15 protein-coding genes and 1 pseudogene are annotated in these 17928 nt (G+C 65.2%); 8 read left to right on the forward strand and 8 right to left on the reverse strand.

Annotated features, from left to right (window positions below; all coding sequences use genetic code 11):
- The 3 genes from AC1DGP_RS33005 to AC1DGP_RS33015 all read left to right on the forward strand — a co-directional run.
- A partial coding sequence (locus tag AC1DGP_RS33005) for an aldehyde dehydrogenase family protein (protein WP_476833120.1) occupies positions 1-179 on the forward strand: 179 nt, incomplete at its 5' end.
- Positions 180-348: 169 nt separating this feature from the next.
- Positions 349-2343 (forward strand): COG3904 family protein, encoded by a 1995-nt coding sequence (locus tag AC1DGP_RS33010; RefSeq protein ID WP_476833114.1) that lies wholly within the window; start codon positions 349-351, stop codon positions 2341-2343.
- A 116-nt stretch (positions 2344-2459) separates the two neighbouring features.
- Positions 2460-3176, forward strand: a complete 717-nt coding sequence (locus AC1DGP_RS33015) for a phosphatase PAP2 family protein (RefSeq protein ID WP_441508113.1) — start codon at positions 2460-2462, stop codon at positions 3174-3176.
- 85 nt (positions 3177-3261) lie between these two features.
- On the opposite strand, the gene fhuF is transcribed toward AC1DGP_RS33015, so the two are convergent.
- The 5 genes from fhuF to AC1DGP_RS33040 all read right to left on the reverse strand — a co-directional run bounded on the left by fhuF (position 3262) and on the right by AC1DGP_RS33040 (position 10256).
- On the reverse strand, positions 3262-3990 hold the full coding sequence (gene fhuF, locus AC1DGP_RS33020; RefSeq protein WP_441508114.1) for a siderophore-iron reductase FhuF: 729 nt from the start codon (positions 3988-3990) through the stop codon (positions 3262-3264).
- A 16-nt stretch (positions 3991-4006) separates the two neighbouring features.
- Positions 4007-6349 carry a molybdopterin-dependent oxidoreductase gene (locus tag AC1DGP_RS33025; RefSeq protein ID WP_441508115.1) on the reverse strand — a complete coding sequence of 781 codons (2343 nt, stop codon included), beginning with the start codon at positions 6347-6349 and terminating at the stop codon, positions 4007-4009.
- 157 nt (positions 6350-6506) lie between these two features.
- Positions 6507-8105, reverse strand: a complete 1599-nt coding sequence (locus AC1DGP_RS33030; protein ID WP_441508116.1) for a gamma-glutamyltransferase family protein — start codon at positions 8103-8105, stop codon at positions 6507-6509.
- A gap of 387 nt (positions 8106-8492) precedes the next feature.
- Positions 8493-9149, reverse strand: a complete 657-nt coding sequence (locus AC1DGP_RS33035) for a redoxin domain-containing protein (protein ID WP_441508117.1) — start codon at positions 9147-9149, stop codon at positions 8493-8495.
- A 201-nt stretch (positions 9150-9350) separates the two neighbouring features.
- Positions 9351-10256 carry a S1C family serine protease gene (locus tag AC1DGP_RS33040; protein WP_476833115.1) on the reverse strand — a complete coding sequence of 302 codons (906 nt, stop codon included), beginning with the start codon at positions 10254-10256 and terminating at the stop codon, positions 9351-9353.
- Positions 10257-10584: 328 nt separating this feature from the next.
- Between AC1DGP_RS33040 and AC1DGP_RS33045 the strand changes: the two are divergent.
- Together AC1DGP_RS33045 and AC1DGP_RS33050 are read left to right on the forward strand one after the other, a co-directional pair.
- A pseudogene (locus AC1DGP_RS33045) lies at positions 10585-10977 on the forward strand (VOC family protein).
- Positions 10978-11359: 382 nt separating this feature from the next.
- Entirely contained in the window at positions 11360-12274 is a 915-nt protein-coding gene (locus AC1DGP_RS33050) for a hypothetical protein (protein ID WP_476833116.1), read from the forward strand.
- A gap of 175 nt (positions 12275-12449) precedes the next feature.
- Here the strand turns inward: AC1DGP_RS33050 and AC1DGP_RS33055 are convergent, their stop codons facing one another.
- The 3 genes from AC1DGP_RS33055 to AC1DGP_RS33065 all read right to left on the reverse strand — a co-directional run bounded on the left by AC1DGP_RS33055 (position 12450) and on the right by AC1DGP_RS33065 (position 15004).
- Positions 12450-13598 carry an NAD(P)-binding domain-containing protein gene (locus AC1DGP_RS33055; RefSeq protein ID WP_441493715.1) on the reverse strand — a complete coding sequence of 383 codons (1149 nt, stop codon included), beginning with the start codon at positions 13596-13598 and terminating at the stop codon, positions 12450-12452.
- Positions 13599-13700: 102 nt separating this feature from the next.
- Positions 13701-14303, reverse strand: coding sequence for a hemerythrin domain-containing protein (locus AC1DGP_RS33060; protein WP_441493716.1), 603 nt, complete (start codon positions 14301-14303; stop codon positions 13701-13703).
- A 71-nt stretch (positions 14304-14374) separates the two neighbouring features.
- Positions 14375-15004, reverse strand: coding sequence for a hydrolase (locus AC1DGP_RS33065; protein ID WP_441508120.1), 630 nt, complete (start codon positions 15002-15004; stop codon positions 14375-14377).
- 122 nt (positions 15005-15126) lie between these two features.
- Here AC1DGP_RS33065 and AC1DGP_RS33070 point away from each other — a divergent pair, with 122 nt between their 5' ends.
- From AC1DGP_RS33070 to AC1DGP_RS33080, 3 genes are all read left to right on the forward strand, one after another.
- Positions 15127-16023 carry a LysR substrate-binding domain-containing protein gene (locus AC1DGP_RS33070; protein WP_441508121.1) on the forward strand — a complete coding sequence of 299 codons (897 nt, stop codon included), beginning with the start codon at positions 15127-15129 and terminating at the stop codon, positions 16021-16023.
- Between the two features lie 106 nt (positions 16024-16129).
- A complete protein-coding gene (locus tag AC1DGP_RS33075) occupies positions 16130-16783 on the forward strand; it encodes a M15 family metallopeptidase (RefSeq protein WP_441508122.1) in 654 nt (217 codons plus the stop codon).
- A 536-nt stretch (positions 16784-17319) separates the two neighbouring features.
- Positions 17320-17748, forward strand: a complete 429-nt coding sequence (locus tag AC1DGP_RS33080) for a DUF2721 domain-containing protein (RefSeq protein ID WP_441493719.1) — start codon at positions 17320-17322, stop codon at positions 17746-17748.
- The last annotated feature ends 180 nt before the right edge of the window (positions 17749-17928 follow it).

Below are 17928 nucleotides of genomic sequence, written 5' to 3' on the forward strand. Positions count from 1 at the left end.
GTCGCGTCGCGGAGCTCGAGGTCGGCACCGTCAACCTCTGGGAGGTTCCCGGCTACCGCATCGAGATGTCGCCCTTCGGCGGCATCAAGGATTCAGGCCTCGGCTACAAGGAGGGCGTCGTCGAAGCCATGAAGAGCTTCACCAACGTCAAGACATGGTCCCTGCCCTGGACGAGTTGATCTCCGCCGCCGCAACGCGCGCGGATCGTCCGGTGCGCGTCCGGAACAGACCGCCTGTGCGTGGATTTAGCCGGCTCGCCAGCCATGCCGTCCACAATCCAGCTTCATCCCCCGCTAGCGGACGCCCCAGGTCTCTCTGTATGGTTGCGTTAGGTCAGGGGAGACTGTCGTGGCTATCGCGTTCGGGCAATTCATCGGCGCCTTTCTGTTGGCCGTCATTCTGACGACGATCATCTCCGCGCTCATTCGCAGATTCACCACCACCTCCCGCGTGTTCATCGCCAATGGGCTCTCACTGACCATCGCAACGTTGCTGGGCGGTCTGGGAATGGCCGATGGCGGCGATCCAGATTTTTTCAACTCCTTTGGAACATACGTCCTTCCCCAACTGGCGGTATTTGCCATCGACTTCCTGCGTAGCCGTGGCGCGGCTGCACGCGGGCGGACAAAGCCCAAATCGATGGCCCTCAATCGGGCTGATCCGCCCATGCGCGGTGCTGCGCGCGATATCGCCGCGCCTGCTGCGCCTTCGTCCGCTGCGGCGGCATCCGGCCCCGAGGCCGATCGGCAGGCGCGCCTCCTGCCACCACCGATCGAGCCGGCTGGCCCCACCAATCCCCGGAAGAACTTCATCGTCCGGCACTGGCGCGGCGAGCTGAGTCTCGGCTGGTCCTTCTGGGGCATCGCCGTCCTGGGCAACATCGTCGCGCTGATCACGATCCTGGTGCTCAACCTGATCTTCTCCACCGACACGGGATACGATCCGGCACCGCTCTTTTGGCTCAATGTTCTGACCTGGCTTGTCGTGACGCTCATCGCGGTCTGGCAGGTCGTCGGCACCTGGAGGTCAGCGACACATCACGCGGAGCGGCGTGCGGCCTTGAGCCTGGGCGCTTTCTGGTCCAGGGCCGCCAAGGTCAGTCTCGGTCTCGGCGTTCTCAGGTTCCTGAGCGATCTGGTCAACGGGGCAGCGCCTCAGCTCGCCGAGCTCTACGACATGGCCTGGAGAGGCGACCCTCGGCTTCCAGCCTATTCCTTGCGGGTCATGCGAGATGGGACGGAGATCGAGATCACAGGCGGGATCAAATTCGGACTGGCTGCGGATTTCGAGCGCGTGATCAAGGCCTCGCCTCGGATCAAGGTCGTCCATCTGCACAGTTTTGGAGGGCGCCTCGGAGAGGCCGAGAAGCTGCGACAGAACATCGAGGCGCGCGGACTGATCACTTATGTTTCCGCGCGGTGCGAGTCCGCCTGCACGCTTATCTTTGCAGGCGGCCGCGAGCGATGGGCGCCCCGGTCCGGTGGCCTCGGCTATCACGGCCCAGCCTTTCCCGGCATGACAGCGGCGGATCTGGCTCCGTCCGTATTGGCCTGGAAGGCCGCCTATGTTGAAGCTGGACTGTCCACCAGTTTTGTCGACCGCGGACTCGCCGTGCCCAGCGACAAGATGTGGCGGCCGACCATCCAGGAGCTTGTCGCCGCAAACGCGGTCACGCACCAAGCGACTGGGAGTGAGTTTGCGATATCGGGCTATGGTGCCAACCCTACGCCTGACCAGCTGCTATCACCGTACCGAAAGGGCTGGCCGGCTCTGGCAGCGATCCAGGCGCGCCTTCCTGACGACTACGAGCGCATCAGGCGCGTCTTCGCCGATGGGTTCACAGCCGGAGCCACCGAGGGCCAGATCATCGCGGACTACAGGGCTGTGCTGGCACGATTGTTGGCAGTCCACAGATCAAAGGCCGACGATCAGGTGCTGATCGATCAGGCGAATCTCCTGATCGATCAGTATCGGGCGCTTGGGCGCTCGGATCCTACGCTGTGCTATCAATATGCTGCCTTTGGTGGCGGCAAAGTGAACACAGCGGGAGCGCTCTCCGATGAGCTCACTCAGCGCGATCTGATGCTGCAGGAACGCATGATCATGACCTCCGGCCCGCATCCGCCGATTCCCGAAGCAGTCTCGGACGTCTTGCTGAGCAAAGTCCGGCAGTCGCTGATCCGTCGCTATGGCGCTGACCGGATTGCGATTTTTGCTGCAGAGACGGTCGCGCCTGCGCAGCATGCCGATTACTGCGCGATATCGACCGCGTTCTATCAGGAGATTGTCGCGATGCCCCCAGCGATGGCCAGCACGCTGCTCAGGGCGCTTGAAGCGCAATAGATCGTGCGGTCCCCTTTTGCAGGGCCGGTACGACGATCCCGTTCTACGAATACGCCGCGCGGGGCCGAGCGCAGATCCCGCTATTCCTCGGCGAAGCGCCGGGTTACTCTGGCCCGATGGAAGCCCCGCATCGCGCCTTTGGCCGGGTCGGCAACAGGGTACAGCCCTCGCGGCTGGCGCCGACCGCCTTTGCCGTCGCTGTGCTTGGCCTGTGCTTCCTTGCCGGCGAAATGATCGCAGGCGATCTCGCGCGCCTCGACATGGCGGTGCTGGCTGCTTTCAGAAGCGCCGGTGATCTGGGGCAGCCGCTTGGCCCGGCATGGCTGAAGGAGGCGGGCCGCGATATCACGGCATTGGGCAGCTTTGCCATTCTCGGCATTCTGTTCGCTGCGACGGTCGGCTATCTCATCCTGATCGGCAGGCGGGATGCGGCGAAGCTCGTGAGCGTGACCGTGATGGGCGGAGCTGTGGTCAGCGCCGCGCTCCAGCTCTGGCTCGACCGGCCGGGCCCCGACGGGCCCTATATCGTCTTCACCGCGAGCTTTCCGAGCGAGCATGCGACACTGTCCGCGATGACATTCCTGACGCTTGGCGCCTTGCTATCCCAGCTGGCGACCGACAAGCGGGTCAGGGTCTATCTGATGTCCCTTGCGATCATCCTGACTTTGGCGGTCGGCCTCAGCCGCATCTATCTCGGCGTGCATTATCCCAGCGATGTCCTGGCAGGATGGTGCATCGGCAGTGTCTGGGCCGCGCTCTGCTGGACTCTTGGACTTCGTCTCCAGCAACGCCGCGACGATCAAGAGCCGGCGGCGGTGCCGGCTGAATCATAGCCCTGCCTCGGCGTTCGACAGACGGCCTCGCGCTTCCACGTCCAATGGCGCCGACATTCGCTGCCTGGGCGCGCTGAAGCGCCGGCTATTCAGGCACCGCCCTTGCGGCCGGCAACGGGCAGGTCGAGCAATAGCTGCGCTCGGGAACGAGATAGCGGATGCAGCAGATCCGGCGCCGCCGGCCGCTTCCCTCATCCGGATCGGTATAGGACACGGGCTTGAAGAGCGGGTTGGGCTTGCCATTCGGCAAGCGTGCGCTCTCCAGAAAGCTCAAGGCCTCGGCGACGGCGTCATTGACGCCCATGGCGCGTTCGATGCGCCGCACGACGAATTCGAACATGTTGCCGGCATTGCTCCAGAGCACTTTTCGCGAGACGCCGGCAGCCGCCGACAGCGCCAGGACCATGGGCTCGATATGTCCCTGGATCAGCGGCATGAAGCGCGGGCCTTCATCAGCCGGGGCCGCATTGCTCCCGATGCCGCGCAGGTGGATGTGGCGTGTCGCGCCATCGGGACCGAAGGTGCAGCCAATGGCGGCCAGGTCGATATCGACCGCCCTTTGCGCCATCAGCGCGAGCGCCAGATAGGGCGGCAGCAGCGTGGCGAAATGCTGTTTCGACCAGAGCGAGGCGATCGCGCGGCGGTCGCCTCCAGGGCATTGCTGGGAATAGAGCGCGAGCAACTCGGCCAGCCGCGCGGCATCGCCGAGATCGCTGCCCGGCGAAGGGGCCGGCGCATCCGCCGCCAGGACGAAACGGTCGCCATAGGCCGCCAGTTCGCCAGAAAAGAGCGGCGCAAACGCCGGAATGGTCATTGTGCCGCTTCGGATGCTAGGTCGGTATCACCTGGCGCGCGGGCGGGTCATAGGCCTGGATCGGCGGCAGATTGCCGTCGAAACGCTCGACCTGGACGGTCGTCAGCTGCCCCGTGCAGCCCTGCGCCAGCGCCGAGGTTCCGACATCCCGGGTCAGGACATTGGGGTTGCCGTGGACGCAGAGCGATTTGTCCTCGCTCGGGTCGGCGGGATCATACCAGGCACCGGTCGGGAGCTGGATCACGCCCTGGCGGATGCCACCGGTGACGCGTATGCCGGCAAGGCAGGCGCCCCGCTCGTTCGAGATCCGAATGATGTCGCCATCGGCGATGCCGCGCGCGGCCGCGTCCGCGGGATGCATGCTGGCGACCTCGCGGCCGCGGTGCTTGGCCTCGCTGCTATGGCCGCCGAAGTCGAACTGGCTGTGCAGCCGCGTGCGCGGCTGGTTCGCGACCAGCACATAGGGCGAGGCCTTGTCCGGCACATTGGTCGGCCCGAGCCAGGTCGGGTGGCCCGGGCAATCCGCCTCGCCAAAGCTCGCGATCGTCTCCGAATAGATCTCCAGCTTGCCGGTCGGCGTCGGCAGCGGATGCCCCGCGGGGTCCTCGCGGAATTTCCGCAGGCGGCCGCCATCATCGGGCAGTTGTGGCAGCTCAAAACCCTCGCCCGCCCAGAATTCCTGGAAGCTCGGTGCCGGCAGGCCCTGGGCCGCGAGTTCGACGCGCGTCGGCTCGTAGAGATGCTCCAGCCATTGCCGCACCGTACGGCCCTCGGTGAAGGCCTGGCGTGTGCCGAGCCGCTCGGCGAGATCGGCGAAGATCGCGTAGTCGTCGCGCGCTTCCCCATAGGGCTCGACGACGGGCTGCATCGGGACGAGCAGCGGGTCGTTGGAACTGCCGCCGATATCCTCGCGCTCGAGCGTCATCGTGCAGGGCAGCACGATGTCGGCATGGCGCGCCGTCGCCGTCCAGGCCAGCTCGTGCACGACCAGTGTGTCGAGCCGGGCGAAGGCCTGGCGCAGGCGGTTCAGGTCCTGATGGTGGTGGAACGGATTGCCGCCGGCCCAGTAGACCAGCTTGATCTCGGGATAGGTTCGGGTCTGGCCGTTATAGCGATAGCTGGTCCCCGGGTTCAGCAGCATGTCGGCGATGCGGGCGACCGGAATGAAGTCGGACACCCCATTCCGACCCTGCGCGAAGGTCGGCACCGGCACGGCATTGTAGCGCCGCCCGTAATAGGCGATTGCGCCCAGCCCATAGCCATAACCGCCGCCCGGCAGGCCGATCTGGCCGAGCGCAGCCGCCAGCACCATGCCCATCCAGACCGGCTGCTCGCCGTGCTCGGCGCGCTGCAGCGCATGGGCGACGACGATCAGCGCGCGCCGGCCATGCAGCCGTGTCGCCAGCGCCGTGATCGCATCGGCCGGAACGCCGGCAATCGCCGCGGCCCAGGCCGCATCCTTGGGCTGGCCGTCGGTCTCGCCCAGGAGATAGCGCTCGAAGATCGGCCAGCCGACCGTGCAACGCGCGAGGAATTCGCGATCATGCAGGCCATTGACGACGAGGGTGTGGACCAGCGCCATCATCAACGCCGTGTCGCTGCCGGGATTGGAGGAGACCCACTCCGCACCTGCCTCCTCCGGCAGGTCGCCCCGGAGCGGCCCGACCAGCACGAACTGGCAACCGCGTGCCCTCGCCCGGTCCATGGCGCCGCGCTCGACATGCTTGCTGATGCTGCCGCCGGCCACCATGCTGTTCTTCAGGGCCATGCCGCCAAAGGCGAGCACGATCTCGCTGTGATCGGCGATCTGCTCCCAGGAGACGTTGCGCTTCACCAGGTCCTCGTAGTCGCCGATGACATGGGGCACCAGGACCGAGGACGCGCCCGAGGAATAGCTATTGACCGAGCGGACATAGCCGCCGACCGAGGTATTCAGGAAACGGTGGATCTGGCTCTGGGCGTGGTGGAAGCGCCCTGCGCTTGCCCAGCCATAGGAGCCACCGAAGATCGCACCCGGGCCGTGATCGTCGCGGATGCGCGCGAGCTCACCCCCGAGCAGATCGAGCACGGCCCCCCAGGACATCGGCAGGTACTCGTCGCGTCCGCGCCGATCGTCCGGCCCCGGGCCGCGCTCGAGCCAGCCGCGGCGGACCATGGGCTGTGCGATCCGCGCGCGATGGCGCAAGGCGGCCGGGAAGTTCTGGATGATTTCGTTCGGATCGGGATCGCCCGGGTGGGGCCGGACTTCGAGCCGGCCATCCTGCATGCGGGCCGAGAACACGCCCCAATGCGAGGTATGCGGGCGAAAGGCGTCATCCGCCGCAGAAGGCTCGGTGATCTGGTCGTTCGAATGGGTCATCACATGTCTTCCCAGGCGCCAAAGCCGCCACAGCGATCATGGCATCCGGCATAGTGCCCCTGGATCGCAAGAGATTTCTGCGGCCCTCCCCGATGAGTGCCGCCTCAAGCCGAACTGACGCGCCGGCCCGAAGGCCGGCACGCGTCATCCGGCGGCCTCAAACCGCCACAACATATCCATCGCGGCGCGGGTCGGCTGCGCCGGTCATCACGCCGGTTGCGGGGTCGATCGCCACGGCCTGCATGCCGCCGCATCGCATCGTCCAGCCGGCATCAAAGGCCTCGATCTCGTGGCCGCGCCGCCGCAGCTCTTCAATCGTCCCGGCTGCGATACGGTTCTCGGCCTGGATGAAGCGCCCGTCCCAGAGCCGTGCCCGCGGCGCCTCGATCGCCTCCTGCAGCGGCAGGCCGAAATCGAGATGCTGCACCATAGCCTGGGTCTGGGTCTGCATGATGCCGTAGCTGCCGGGCGTGCCGAGCGCGAGCACCGGCTTTCCGGCGCGCGTCGTGATGCTGGGCGACATGCACATCGGCAATTCGTCGCCCGGCTTCGAGCGGTTCGGACTGCCGGGCTGGACATCGGCCCAGTACAGGAAATTGTTGAGGCAGAGCCCGGTGCCCGGCACGACGATGCCGCTGCCGAAGGGGCTGCCGAGGCTGTTGGTGATGCAGACCAGATTGCCCTCGGCATCAGCGGCCGAGAACGAGGTGGTATGGGCGGGATCCTCCTTGTCCTGCGGCGTCCATTGCTCGGTCGGGCCTTCGATCGGCTCCCCGTCGCCGATGCGCTGGCGCAGGCCCGCGATCGCGGCATCGGAGAAGATCTCGGCCAGGATCTCGGCGGAGGGATTGTTGCTGGCGATCCTGAGGCCGGCCGCGAGCCTGATGGCCCGATAGACCAGGTCGAGATGCTCCGGCCCATCCTTGCTCAGGCCTCCCAGATCGAAACCTTCGAGGATCTTGAGGCTCAGCAGGAACTGGAATGCCTCGCAGGGCGGCGGCGGAACATGGATATCGAGGCCGCGATAGCTCACGGCATGCGGCTCGCGCCAGCGCGGTTGCACGGCCGCGAGATCGGCCATGTTCATCTTGCCGCCGAGCCCGCTCAGATGTCCGACGATCCTTTCGCCCAGCGCGCCGCGATAAAGATGGTCCGGTCCCTTGGCCGCGATCTCCGCGAATGTGCCCGCGAGATCGGCCTGGCGCAGTACCTGGCCGAGCTTCACCGGTCCGCCATCCGGCAGGTAATTGGCGCTGAAGGCGGGATAAAGCTCCGGCGAGGCCGCGAGGAGCGGCGCCTGCTCGTTGAACTCCTCCACACCGAATTCGGAGAGCGCGAATCCGTCCCGGGCGAGCGCGATCGCCGGCGCCAGGATCTCACTGAGGGGCTTCCTGCCATAGCGCGCCGCCAGCTCGCACCAGCCCGCGAGATTGCCGGGAACCGCGACCGCATGCGGGCCGCGCTCCAGTTCGGCCCGCTTGGTGAAGCGTTCGGCCAGGAAGCTCGCCTGGATCGGCGGTACGAAGTCGAGCACGCGGACGCGTTGCTCGGCGGCGCTCCAGAGCGTCGCCGAGCCCATGCCGGTCAGGCTCGACATGAAGGGCTCGACCACGGTCAGGGCGGCAGCGGTTGCTGCAATCGCGTCGAAAGCGTTGCCTCCCTGGATCAGGAGCCTGGCGCCGGCCTGGGCGGCGAGCGGGTGCGCCGCGGCAACCATGCCGTGGCGAGAAAACAACGTGGGGCGGCGGCCATGCATCGTCAGTCGTCCTTGCGTCCCTGTCCTCAGGCTGGATGCGATCAGAGCACAGTTCGCCGGCAAGGACAGGCCGCCAGCCCACGCTTTTCGAGGGGGTGCCGCCGGAGCTACATGCATGGCTGGGGCGATGATCGCCTCAGCCATGCGCTTCTGGAAGGAAGCAGGAATTGGAGGGGGAGCCGATCGTCGTCGGGGCTGATAACGGCGCTTCTGTCGGCTCGTCATCCTCTCCTGGTGAGAAAAGCCTCGAAAGGAAGCGGTTCCCGCTGGTGCTGCCGAGATAGGTTGCCTGCCCGGCCGCTACGGTTCAGAGCGAACAGGCGTGATCACCGCTGTTCGCCGCTCCTCCTCCCGCTCTTCATCGAGTGCGCCCGCCCGCTGCCTGGTTCAGGACGCAAAGAGGGCTCGCGCTGCAGCGAGGATTTCCGCCGTCGAGGGGAATTTTCCGATACCGGCGAGCCCTTCGGAGCCGCATTCGATGTTCGCCCAGCGGATGACTCCATGCGGATCGATCAGGAACTGGCCCTTGAGCTGGGGCCATTGCTTCTCCATGTCGGAGTGGTCGGTCGGGCTCTCCCTATAGCCGTCGAGCCTGGTCAGACTGTCAGCGGCCTCCCTGATCGGCACGGGCTGCGGGAACTCATCATTCGGATTGATCCGCAGCGTCGCAAAAGCCTCCAGTAACTCCGGGGTCGCAGGCGGCTTCGGCACACCATAGGCGCGATGGGTGGAGAGCTCCGGATCGACCGCCAGGCGCAGGTTGCTCGGGCGGAATTTGAAGTAGAGCTGCGCGTTCTCCAGCGGCGTTGCCACAATCCCAAGCGTTTCCACACCGATGGCCTTGAGCTCGCGATCGGTCGCCGCCATGTGCGCGATCGCCCGCCGGCAGAACGGGCACCACAGCCCCACGAACAGCGCAAGAAACACCGAATGCCTTTCGCGGTAATCGGAGAGCGACGCGATCCCGCTTCCGTCGACCGTAGGGAGGACAAAATCAGGCGCCAATTCGCCTGGCGAGGCCGGGGGCCGGAATCCATTTGCCATACGAAGACTCTCCGCCTGACGAACTGGATCAGTTGAGAACCGGCAGGATCATGCCGGGGCCTCGGCCGGCAGGCAGGAACCTATTCCGGCCGTTCAAGTATAACTCTGCCGCAGCCCGGTTCCCAGCCTTACGGTGCAGTGCGGCGGGATTCCGTACGCGTCGGCGCTCGGCCCGGAGTCTGCTCCGCCCCGCTTCGCCGCTCACTGCAGATGCGGCTTCTTCAGAAAGCTGCCCCTGTCGGCCGACCGGATGCGAAGCCATGTCTCGCGGCCGTCGCGGACGACCCTGATCGGGACCTCGGCGCCTGCCGGGCCGCTCGCCCAGAGCTTCCGATAGAAATCGGCCAGGCCGTCGATCTCGCCATCGCGAACATCCGAGATGATGTCGCCGGGACGCAGGCCCGCCTGGGCTGCCGGCCCGCCTTCGGCCACGCTCATCACCACGACCTTGCCATTGCTCTCGGCCGAGAAGGCGCCGAGCCAGGGGCGTGGCGGCTTGTCGACCCGGCCCCGGGCGAGCAGATCGTCGAGGATCGGCGGAAGCAGATCGATCGGCACGACCATATTGACGTCAAAGATCTCGCCGGCCCGGCCCATCCGCAGGTGCAGCGAGCCGATGCCCAGGAGCTTTCCATCCGGTCCGAACAGCGCCGCACCACCCCAGGACGGGTGCGCCGGGGCGGTGAAGATGGCCTCGTCCAGCAGATATTCCCAGTAGCCGGCGAATTCCTGCTTGGCCACGATATTGGCCTCCACGACTTGCCCGATGCCGTCTGCAAGCAGGACGGACTCGCCGATTTCGGCATCAGTGGCGGCGCCGAACGCGATCGCCGGCAGGTCGAGCCGCTCAAGCGCCTGGACCAGGCCAAAGCCGGTCTCCTGATCATAGGCCAGCGCATGCGCTGGCACCACGCGACCAGTCCACGTCGTCAGCCAGACGTCCTCAGCTTCGGTAATCAGATAGCCGATGGTGAGCACCAGCCCATTGTCCCGAATGACGACACCGCTGCCTTCCCGCCTTGTACCCAGCGCGGAGGCCGTAAAGGCATCGGCAGGAATGGACGAGCGAACGCCCACGACGGAGTGCAAGATCGGGCCGATGCTCATCGTTCCATCCTGAAAGGGCGCGGCGCTGAGATCGAGGCGGTGCGCCGGCCGGCAGAAACTGGATAGCTCTCTCAAGAGGTATGAACCGGCCTGATCGACACAAGGCCCCGACGGTGATTGAGCGGTCGGTTACCCGAATGTGATCGACACAGACCGGCCGCTTGGAGACGCCTCCGCCCTTCTCGTCCAGGTTGTATTCCTCTAAATTGCGGATGGACACGGGAGACAACAAGGGATCGGGGCCCTGTCCGGACAAAGCTCGACATGCGGAACAGGGCGAGAGTGGACCACAACCCATTTCTCAGGAAACAGCTCTAAGGCACTCATCATGCGAATCTATGTGAGCAGCGTTTTCGTCGACGACCAGGCCAAGGCCCTGGACTTCTATACCGGCACGCTTGGCTTCATCGAGAAGAACGATGTTCCCGTCGGCGACTACCGTTGACTGACGGTCGTATCACCGGAGGAACCAGGAGGAACCGAACTGCTGCTGGAACCCAGCGCGCATCCGGCGGTCAAGCCCTACAAGGACGCTCTCGTCAAGGACGGCATTCCCGCAACCTCGTTCCAGGTCCAGGATCTGAATGGAGAATTTGCAAGGCTTAGCGAGCGCGGGGTCGTGTTCACGCAGGAGCCGACGGATGCAGGCCCTGTGCGGATGGCGATCCTGGACGACACCTGCGGCAATCTCATCCAGCTGATCCAAATGAAACAGGGCTGAACGCCATTAATCTTCCCGAAATCCGGCATCCGCCTTTACGACAGATGCCTAGCTTGTCGGTGATCATGCGCCGGGGCACACCCTGTCGCAGGCACGGCCGCATGGGCCAACAGGCGCACCGACGACAACAGTGCTCTCCCCCAGTCCAAGCTCGGTTGGCACAGGCCCACGTGACGTTGCCCCTCGGTCCCAATCCAGTTTGACGTTCGTTCGGTACGCAAACAGAGGCGCCAAAGCGTCTTAGCCGCTACGGTCAACAAGTGGTAGGAACGACCGGTTACCGGGGCATGGCGGCGTGATGACGAAGCTTGGTCTTGATTGCAGAATGTCGGAAGCAAGCTGCCGCTCGCAAAGAACCTGGCTCCATCGAAAGAGAGGTCCTGTGGCCCGCTCGGTGCTGATCACGATCGCCGTTGCGTTCGCCGGTGCGGCCCTGTCCGCCGAACCGCAGCCGAGCAAGGCTCTTCCGCCTGCATCGGCAACGGCCGCCTGCCTTGAGCAGAACAGCCTGCCAAACGACGTTTTCGGCTTCAATTCGGGAAGTGACGTCAATGATCTCGGACAGTTTTCTCTCTCGGGAGCATATGGCGGTTCGTTCGGAGCGCGCAGCGGCCCACTCGCGTCGCACAACCTCAATGTCCAGGCGACCTACTCGCCATGGCGCTGTGTCGAGCTCGATCCCTTCGCCTTTGCGGGGGTGACCAATTCGAAGACGTTCGGTGCGAAGGCCAACGGCTCCACCGTCGGCGGCGGTATCGAGATGAAGTACAAGCTGCTCGGGCGCGATACAAATGGCGTCGGCCTGACCTTCGACGCCGTGCTCCAGGGCGCGGCAACCGATGGCGCGTTCTACACGCTCACCGGACGATCGCGCAGTGTCTATGACGGCGTCTTCTTGGTGTTCCTCGACAAGGAACTGGTCGCCGGCAAGCTCTACGGGGCTCTCAACGTCAGCTACGACTGGAACTATCAGGACCTCGGCTCGCCAAGCGGCGGCTATGCCAGAACCTCGATAGCTCGCATTGGCGGCGCGCTGACCTATCAGCTTGCGGACAGTTTCTTCATCGGTGCCGAGGCAAGCCATTTCCGGCGTTACGATAACCTTGCCTTCGGTCATGTCCTCGGTCAGGCGACGTTCGCGGGGCCGAACTTCTATTGGGCCTTCACGAAAGATTGGGCACTCTCCGGTGCCTGGAGTATCCAGGTGGCCGGTCGCGCCACCGGTGTTGGCGGCAATGTCGATCTGACCAATTTCTCCCACCACATCGCCAAGCTGAAGCTCAACCATGATTTCTGACGTGGTTCACGCCGCTTTGGCTTGCGGGGCGGATGGCTCGCACCCAGAGCCGATGACGACGGCTCATAGCGGATGATGGCGAAGCCCTCGGAAGCGCGCCGCGCTGCTCGGCGAGGTCGAGGGCTTGAAGGCCAGGATACAGCCGATCGACGGTCAGGTTTCGGCAATCGAGCAGCTAGCTGACGAGGCCGAGATAGCCCGCAAGTTCGCGCGCCGCGGCAGCGCCCGCCCGGTTGGCGCCGATCGTCGAGGCCGAGGGGCCATAGCCGACCAGATGGATGCGCGGGTCCTTGGCGACCTGGGTCGCGAGCCGGCCTGTCATGACGATGCCGCCCTTCTCGTCCCGGATCTGCAGCGGCGCCAGATGGTCGAGCGAGCTGCGGAAACCGGTGCACCAGAGAATGACATCGGCCCTTTGCTCGGCTCCGTCGGCCCAGCGCACACCCTGTTCGGTGATCTCGCTGAACATCGGCACACGCTTCAGCACGCCGCGCTCGCGGGCGGCAAGCAAGGCCGGTGTCAGTGGAATCCCGGTCACCGACACGACGGAGCCGGGGATCAGGCCCTGCCTGACCCGGTCTTCGACCATGGCGACGGCGGCGCGCCCATCTTCTGCCGTGAAGGGACGGTCCCGAAACTGCGGCTCCCGCCTGGTGACCCAGGTGGTCGAGGTGACGCGGGAAATCTCATCGAGCAATTGCAGAGCGGAGATGCCGCCGCCGACCACGATGACATGCTTCCCGGCGAACGCGTCGGCTGTGCGGTAATCGCGGGTGTGAAGCTGCCGGCCCAGGAAGCGGTCGGCTCCCGGATAACTCGGAATATAGGGTGTCTCCCAGGTGCCGGTGGCATTGATGATGCTGCGGGCCGAGAAGGTTTCGCGATCGGTCTCGATCCTGAAGCGGTCGCCGCGGTCGCAGACGACCTTGACCGCCACCGGGCGATAGACCGGCAGCTGAAACTTGCGTTCATAGGCCGCGAAATACCGGGGAACAGCCTCGGACGCCCTCACCTCGGTCAGGCCGGGTTCGATCACATCGGAGAACTGCATGCCCGGCAGGTCATGGATCCGGTTGACCGTGCTGAGCGTCAGCGACGGCCAGCGATATTGCCAGGCGCCGCCGGCTTCCGGGGACTTGTCGAGAACGAGATAGTTCCTGCCGGCCAGAAGACCGAGATTCTGCAGGTGATAGGCGCTGGACAGCCCCGCCTGGCCGGCGCCGATGACCATGATATCGACCTTGATCACGGCTCGGACATCGCCCCTCAGTGGGGACGACTCGGTCGTATCGGGCGGGTCGGAAGGCTCGAGATCGGCGCTCATTCCCAAAGCCATGAGACAGGAAGCGCGCGAACTCAAGCCATCCTCCCAAAGCGCAGGCACGACACCTGCCGCGGCGCGGTCGACGCCGCTTGCCGCGAAGGGTCACCCGAATTCCGGATCATCCCGGGTGCGTTCCAGGATGAGGGGGATAATCAGATCCTCTTCATCCCAGAGATGCCGCAGCAGGGTTCGGTCGAAGCCCTCGATCTCTCCGGCGATCCGCTCGGCCACGCGCAACGCGTCCCCGTCGCGCCCCGAGACCTCGCCCGACAGCGCTGCGATGAGCTCGCGGCTGGCGCTTCCGAGCCGGTCGATCGCGCCATGGATCACATCGTGGTCATTGTCGAGGATATCGAACCCCTTCTGCAGCCTCGGTGCCGCTGCGGCAAAGGACGGGAAGTAGTGCTCATCCTCGACGCGGTGATGTCCATCGAGCTCGCCGAGCAAAAGGCCCATCCGGCGCTGGAAGAGCGGTAAGAACGCGGCTGGGGACGTGCGACCTTCCCTGAGATCGGTTGTCATGCCGCCGATCAGCACCGAGAGCTCCCGAAACAGATCATGCCTCTGGAGCCAGCCTTCGGCCAGCCCGTGCAGGCTCGGATCATTCGCCCACTGGTCGCGCGGGAACTTGCGCAGCAATGCGAGTAGCTCATCCGGCAGGCCGCCCCTCACCTCGACATTGAGTGCCCTGTCGATGTCCTTCATTTCGTCGCTCTCCTTTCCGCATTGGGGCGCTGGGCCGGCCGTGGCCGAGAACCACGGCCGGCCCAGGCCTATCAGCGCGTGCCTTCCTTCAGGCCGAGCAGCTGCCATTCCCAGCGCAGCCCCTGTCCGAAGCCACCGCCATGTTCGGCGAAAAGCTTGGCGACCTCGTCAGCCGTCGGGCGCGCCCAGTCGCGCTGCAGCTCGGAGACATAGGCAATGGTGGTGAGCGGCTGCGCGCCGGCCTGGACCATGCGCTGCACGCCGCGCTCATGGCCCTCGGTGCTGCCTCCGCCGGATGCATCGGTGACGATGTAGACCTCGTAGCCGTCGGCAAGCGCGTCGATCACCGGCATGCTCAGGCACACTTCGGTCCACAGACCCGCCATCACCAGCTTCTTCTTGCCGGATTTCTTGACCCAATCGAGGACGCGCTGATCATCCCAGGAATTCAGCCCGGTCCGGTCGACCGGCGTCTGATCCGGGAAGACGGCCTGGACCTCCTCGAACAGCGCCTGGCGCTCGGCGAAGGCCGTGGTGAGCAGGGTCGGCACCTTGAACAGCTTCGCCGCCTTGGCGAGGAAGGTCGTGTTGTTGACGACCGCTTCGCTGGTGTGGGAGCGCAGCGCCAGCAGCTGCAGATACTGGTGATCGATCAGCAAGAGCGCGTGATCATCGGGGGTGAGCAGAGAACTCTTGGCCATATCGATATCTCCGTAGGGTTCGATCGAGGCCGCGGCCCCGATGCCTCAAGAAATATTCGTGGAACGAATTTGCCTGTAGTCGGCCATAACGGTACTGTCCGTTCCAAAAATGGAACGACGCGATGCAGGATCTCAATGACCTCTTCTATTTCGCCCGTGTCGTCGAGCATGGCGGATTCGCACCAGCCGGGCGCGCGCTCGGCATGCCTAAATCGACGCTGAGCCGCCGCATCGCGCTGCTCGAGGACAGGTTGGGGAGCCGGCTCCTGCAACGTTCGACGCGGCATTTCGGGATGACCGAAGTCGGCGAAGTCTATTACCGGCACTGCGTGGCGATGATCGCCGAGGCAGAAGCCGCCCAGGAGGCGATCGACAACACCAGCGCCGAACCACGCGGGATGATCCGCGTGACATGCCCGATCTCGCTGATGCTGAGCTTTGTTTCCCCGGTCATGTCGCGTTTCCTGATCGCCCACCCGCAGGTGCGCGTGCAGCTCTCTGCAACGAACCGCCGCGTCGACGTGATCGAGGAAGGGGTCGACATCGCCCTGCGCGTCCGGTTTCCTCCGCTCGAGAATGAGGGGCTGGTGATGAAGCGGCTCGCAGAGAGCCGGCAGCTCCTGGTCGGAAGCCCGGCTCTGCTCGACCGGTTCGGCCGGCCGGAAACGCCTACGCAGTTGAGCCGGCTGCCAGGGCTGGATCTGATCCGGTCCCCCCCCAGACATGCCTGGGAGCTTCGCAACGCTGCGGGCGAACCTGTCAGCATCGCGTTCGAGCCGCGATACGCCACCGACGACATGGACGCCCTGCGGCAGGCGGCCGAGGACGGCGTCGGCATCGCTCAGCTCGCGGACTATCTCGTCATGGACAAGGTCGCCTCCAGCGCGCTGGAAATCATCCTGCCGGATTGGACGCTGCCGAGCGGAATCGTGCATGCGGTCTTTCCCTCGCGCCGCGGGCTGTCACCGGCTGTGCGCGGCTTCATCGACTTTCTCGCGGCGGAATTCCAGGCGAGATGACCCMGGCCAGCCTGCGGCAGCGCCCCTGACGCGCACTGCCTTGCCATTCCCGAGGGCCGGACGATCCCGCCTTCCCTTGACTGCATCGGGCTGCGACTGTGCAGCCATGCCTGCACCAATACGCTCCCTTGCACGCTTCCTCGCACGCCCCCTGCGCCTGGGTCTCCTCGCCATCGCGCTCCTCGGCAGCGGCTGGGGGAGCGGCGCCCATGGTCAAGCCAGAACGGGCGTGCCGGCAACTGCGGATGTCGCTGCCCCCTACGGACCGGGCGGCGTCTATGCGCGGATTCCGGCTGTCGATGAATACGGACGGGATCAACTGGCGATGTTCCGCGCCTGGAACCCCGATCCGGTCGGACATCACGATGCCAATCTCCGGGCGATCCAGCCGGCGCTCGCCAGGGTGGTGCGCCGGGCCCGGGCCGACAATCCCGATCTGCGCTTCGTGATCGGCTCAGGCCGGCGCGACCGCACACTGCAACGCCAGGCGGTCGCCTGGGGCTGGTCCAGGGTGCATGCGAGCTCACACCGTTCGGGTAATGCCGTGGATCTGTGGCCGCTCGATGCGGAGGGCCGGGTGATCTTCGATCCGAATGCCCAGAACCGGATCGCAGTTGCACTCAAGCGTGCCGCCACCGAACTGGGCGTATCGCTGCGCTGGGGCGGCCGTTTCCGCGGCTACAAGCACATGGACCGCTCGCATTTCGAGCTGTCGCTCGGGGCAAGGGCGTCACGGAAGGTGGGTTCCGCCTCCCGGTGATGATCCGCTGGCCGGACAGAGTGCAGGCGGGCAAAGCCGAGAATGGCAACCGCTTCATTGACCAACCCCGGTGGCTGGCTGTGCGAGAAGGCCAAGGTCCACGTTCGCCTCGGCCCCGTTCGAGCGTACGGGTTGGCCCGACAGCGGAACCAAGTATGGTGCGCGGCAATACCTCTCTTGGTTCATATCTGAATTCTGGCGCTTCGTCTTCGTTCAGCAGCAGGTCGAGAAACCTGTCACGAGGACGTTTGAATTTTCACCGATGCAGAAGGGCGCGGGCTTCAACCTCGATGCGGTGAAGGCGAAAATCGACGTCGCCCGAACCGACATGGTCAAGTAAGGGCCAAGCCTACGGCCAAAGCCATATCACGGCAGGCGGATCAAAGCTGCCCGACGTGACTTATCCGCAGATCGCGACGCTTTCTGGAAGGGCGCCATGAAACCCAAATACGCTGCAGCCCCACTCGCGCCCCTAAGGGCCCCGCAGGGCCGTCACGCCCCGCACGTCAAGCAGACGCAGCGGGCACGGTGAAACGGTGCTTTCCGAGCTGCCCTCCGTCAATCACCTGTCGCTGGTCATAACCCAGGCAGCGGCCCCCGCCTTCCTCCTTGGCGCGGTGGTCGGCCTCATCTCGGTCTTGATCAACCGCCTCGAGCGCATTCTCGACCGGTCGCGAACATTGAACGCGCTGGATCGTTCGATCGCCCCGGATCTCAAGGCGGACTTGCCCCGCCTCGAACGGCGAGCAGGCTTGATCAACAGCGCCATCGTGTTCGCGATTTCCAGCGGGGTGACGACGATCCTGCTGATGGTTGTTGCCTTCGCCCTCGCCTTCCTGGGCTTAGCTCACGAGCGCGGCGTAGCGTTTCTCTTCGTCCTGTCCGTTGGACTGTTCGGCGCCTCGCTCACTCAATTCCTGCGCGAGGTCCAGATGGCGCTTCAGAAGATCGATCTCATCAGTTGACCGAACGCCCGGGCCAGATCATCGGACCGGATGCGGATCCGGTCCGATGATCCAATCTTTCTTAATGGGCATCAGCTTTCCCGAAATCCGCAATCCACTTTTCGGGCCCATGCTTCAGGTCCTCACCGCCTCCGAAGAGACTGTAGCCCCTGCGCTATCGGCCCGGCCCGAACAGCCGAC

This window comes from Allobosea sp. 05T433 (assembly GCF_056396065.1).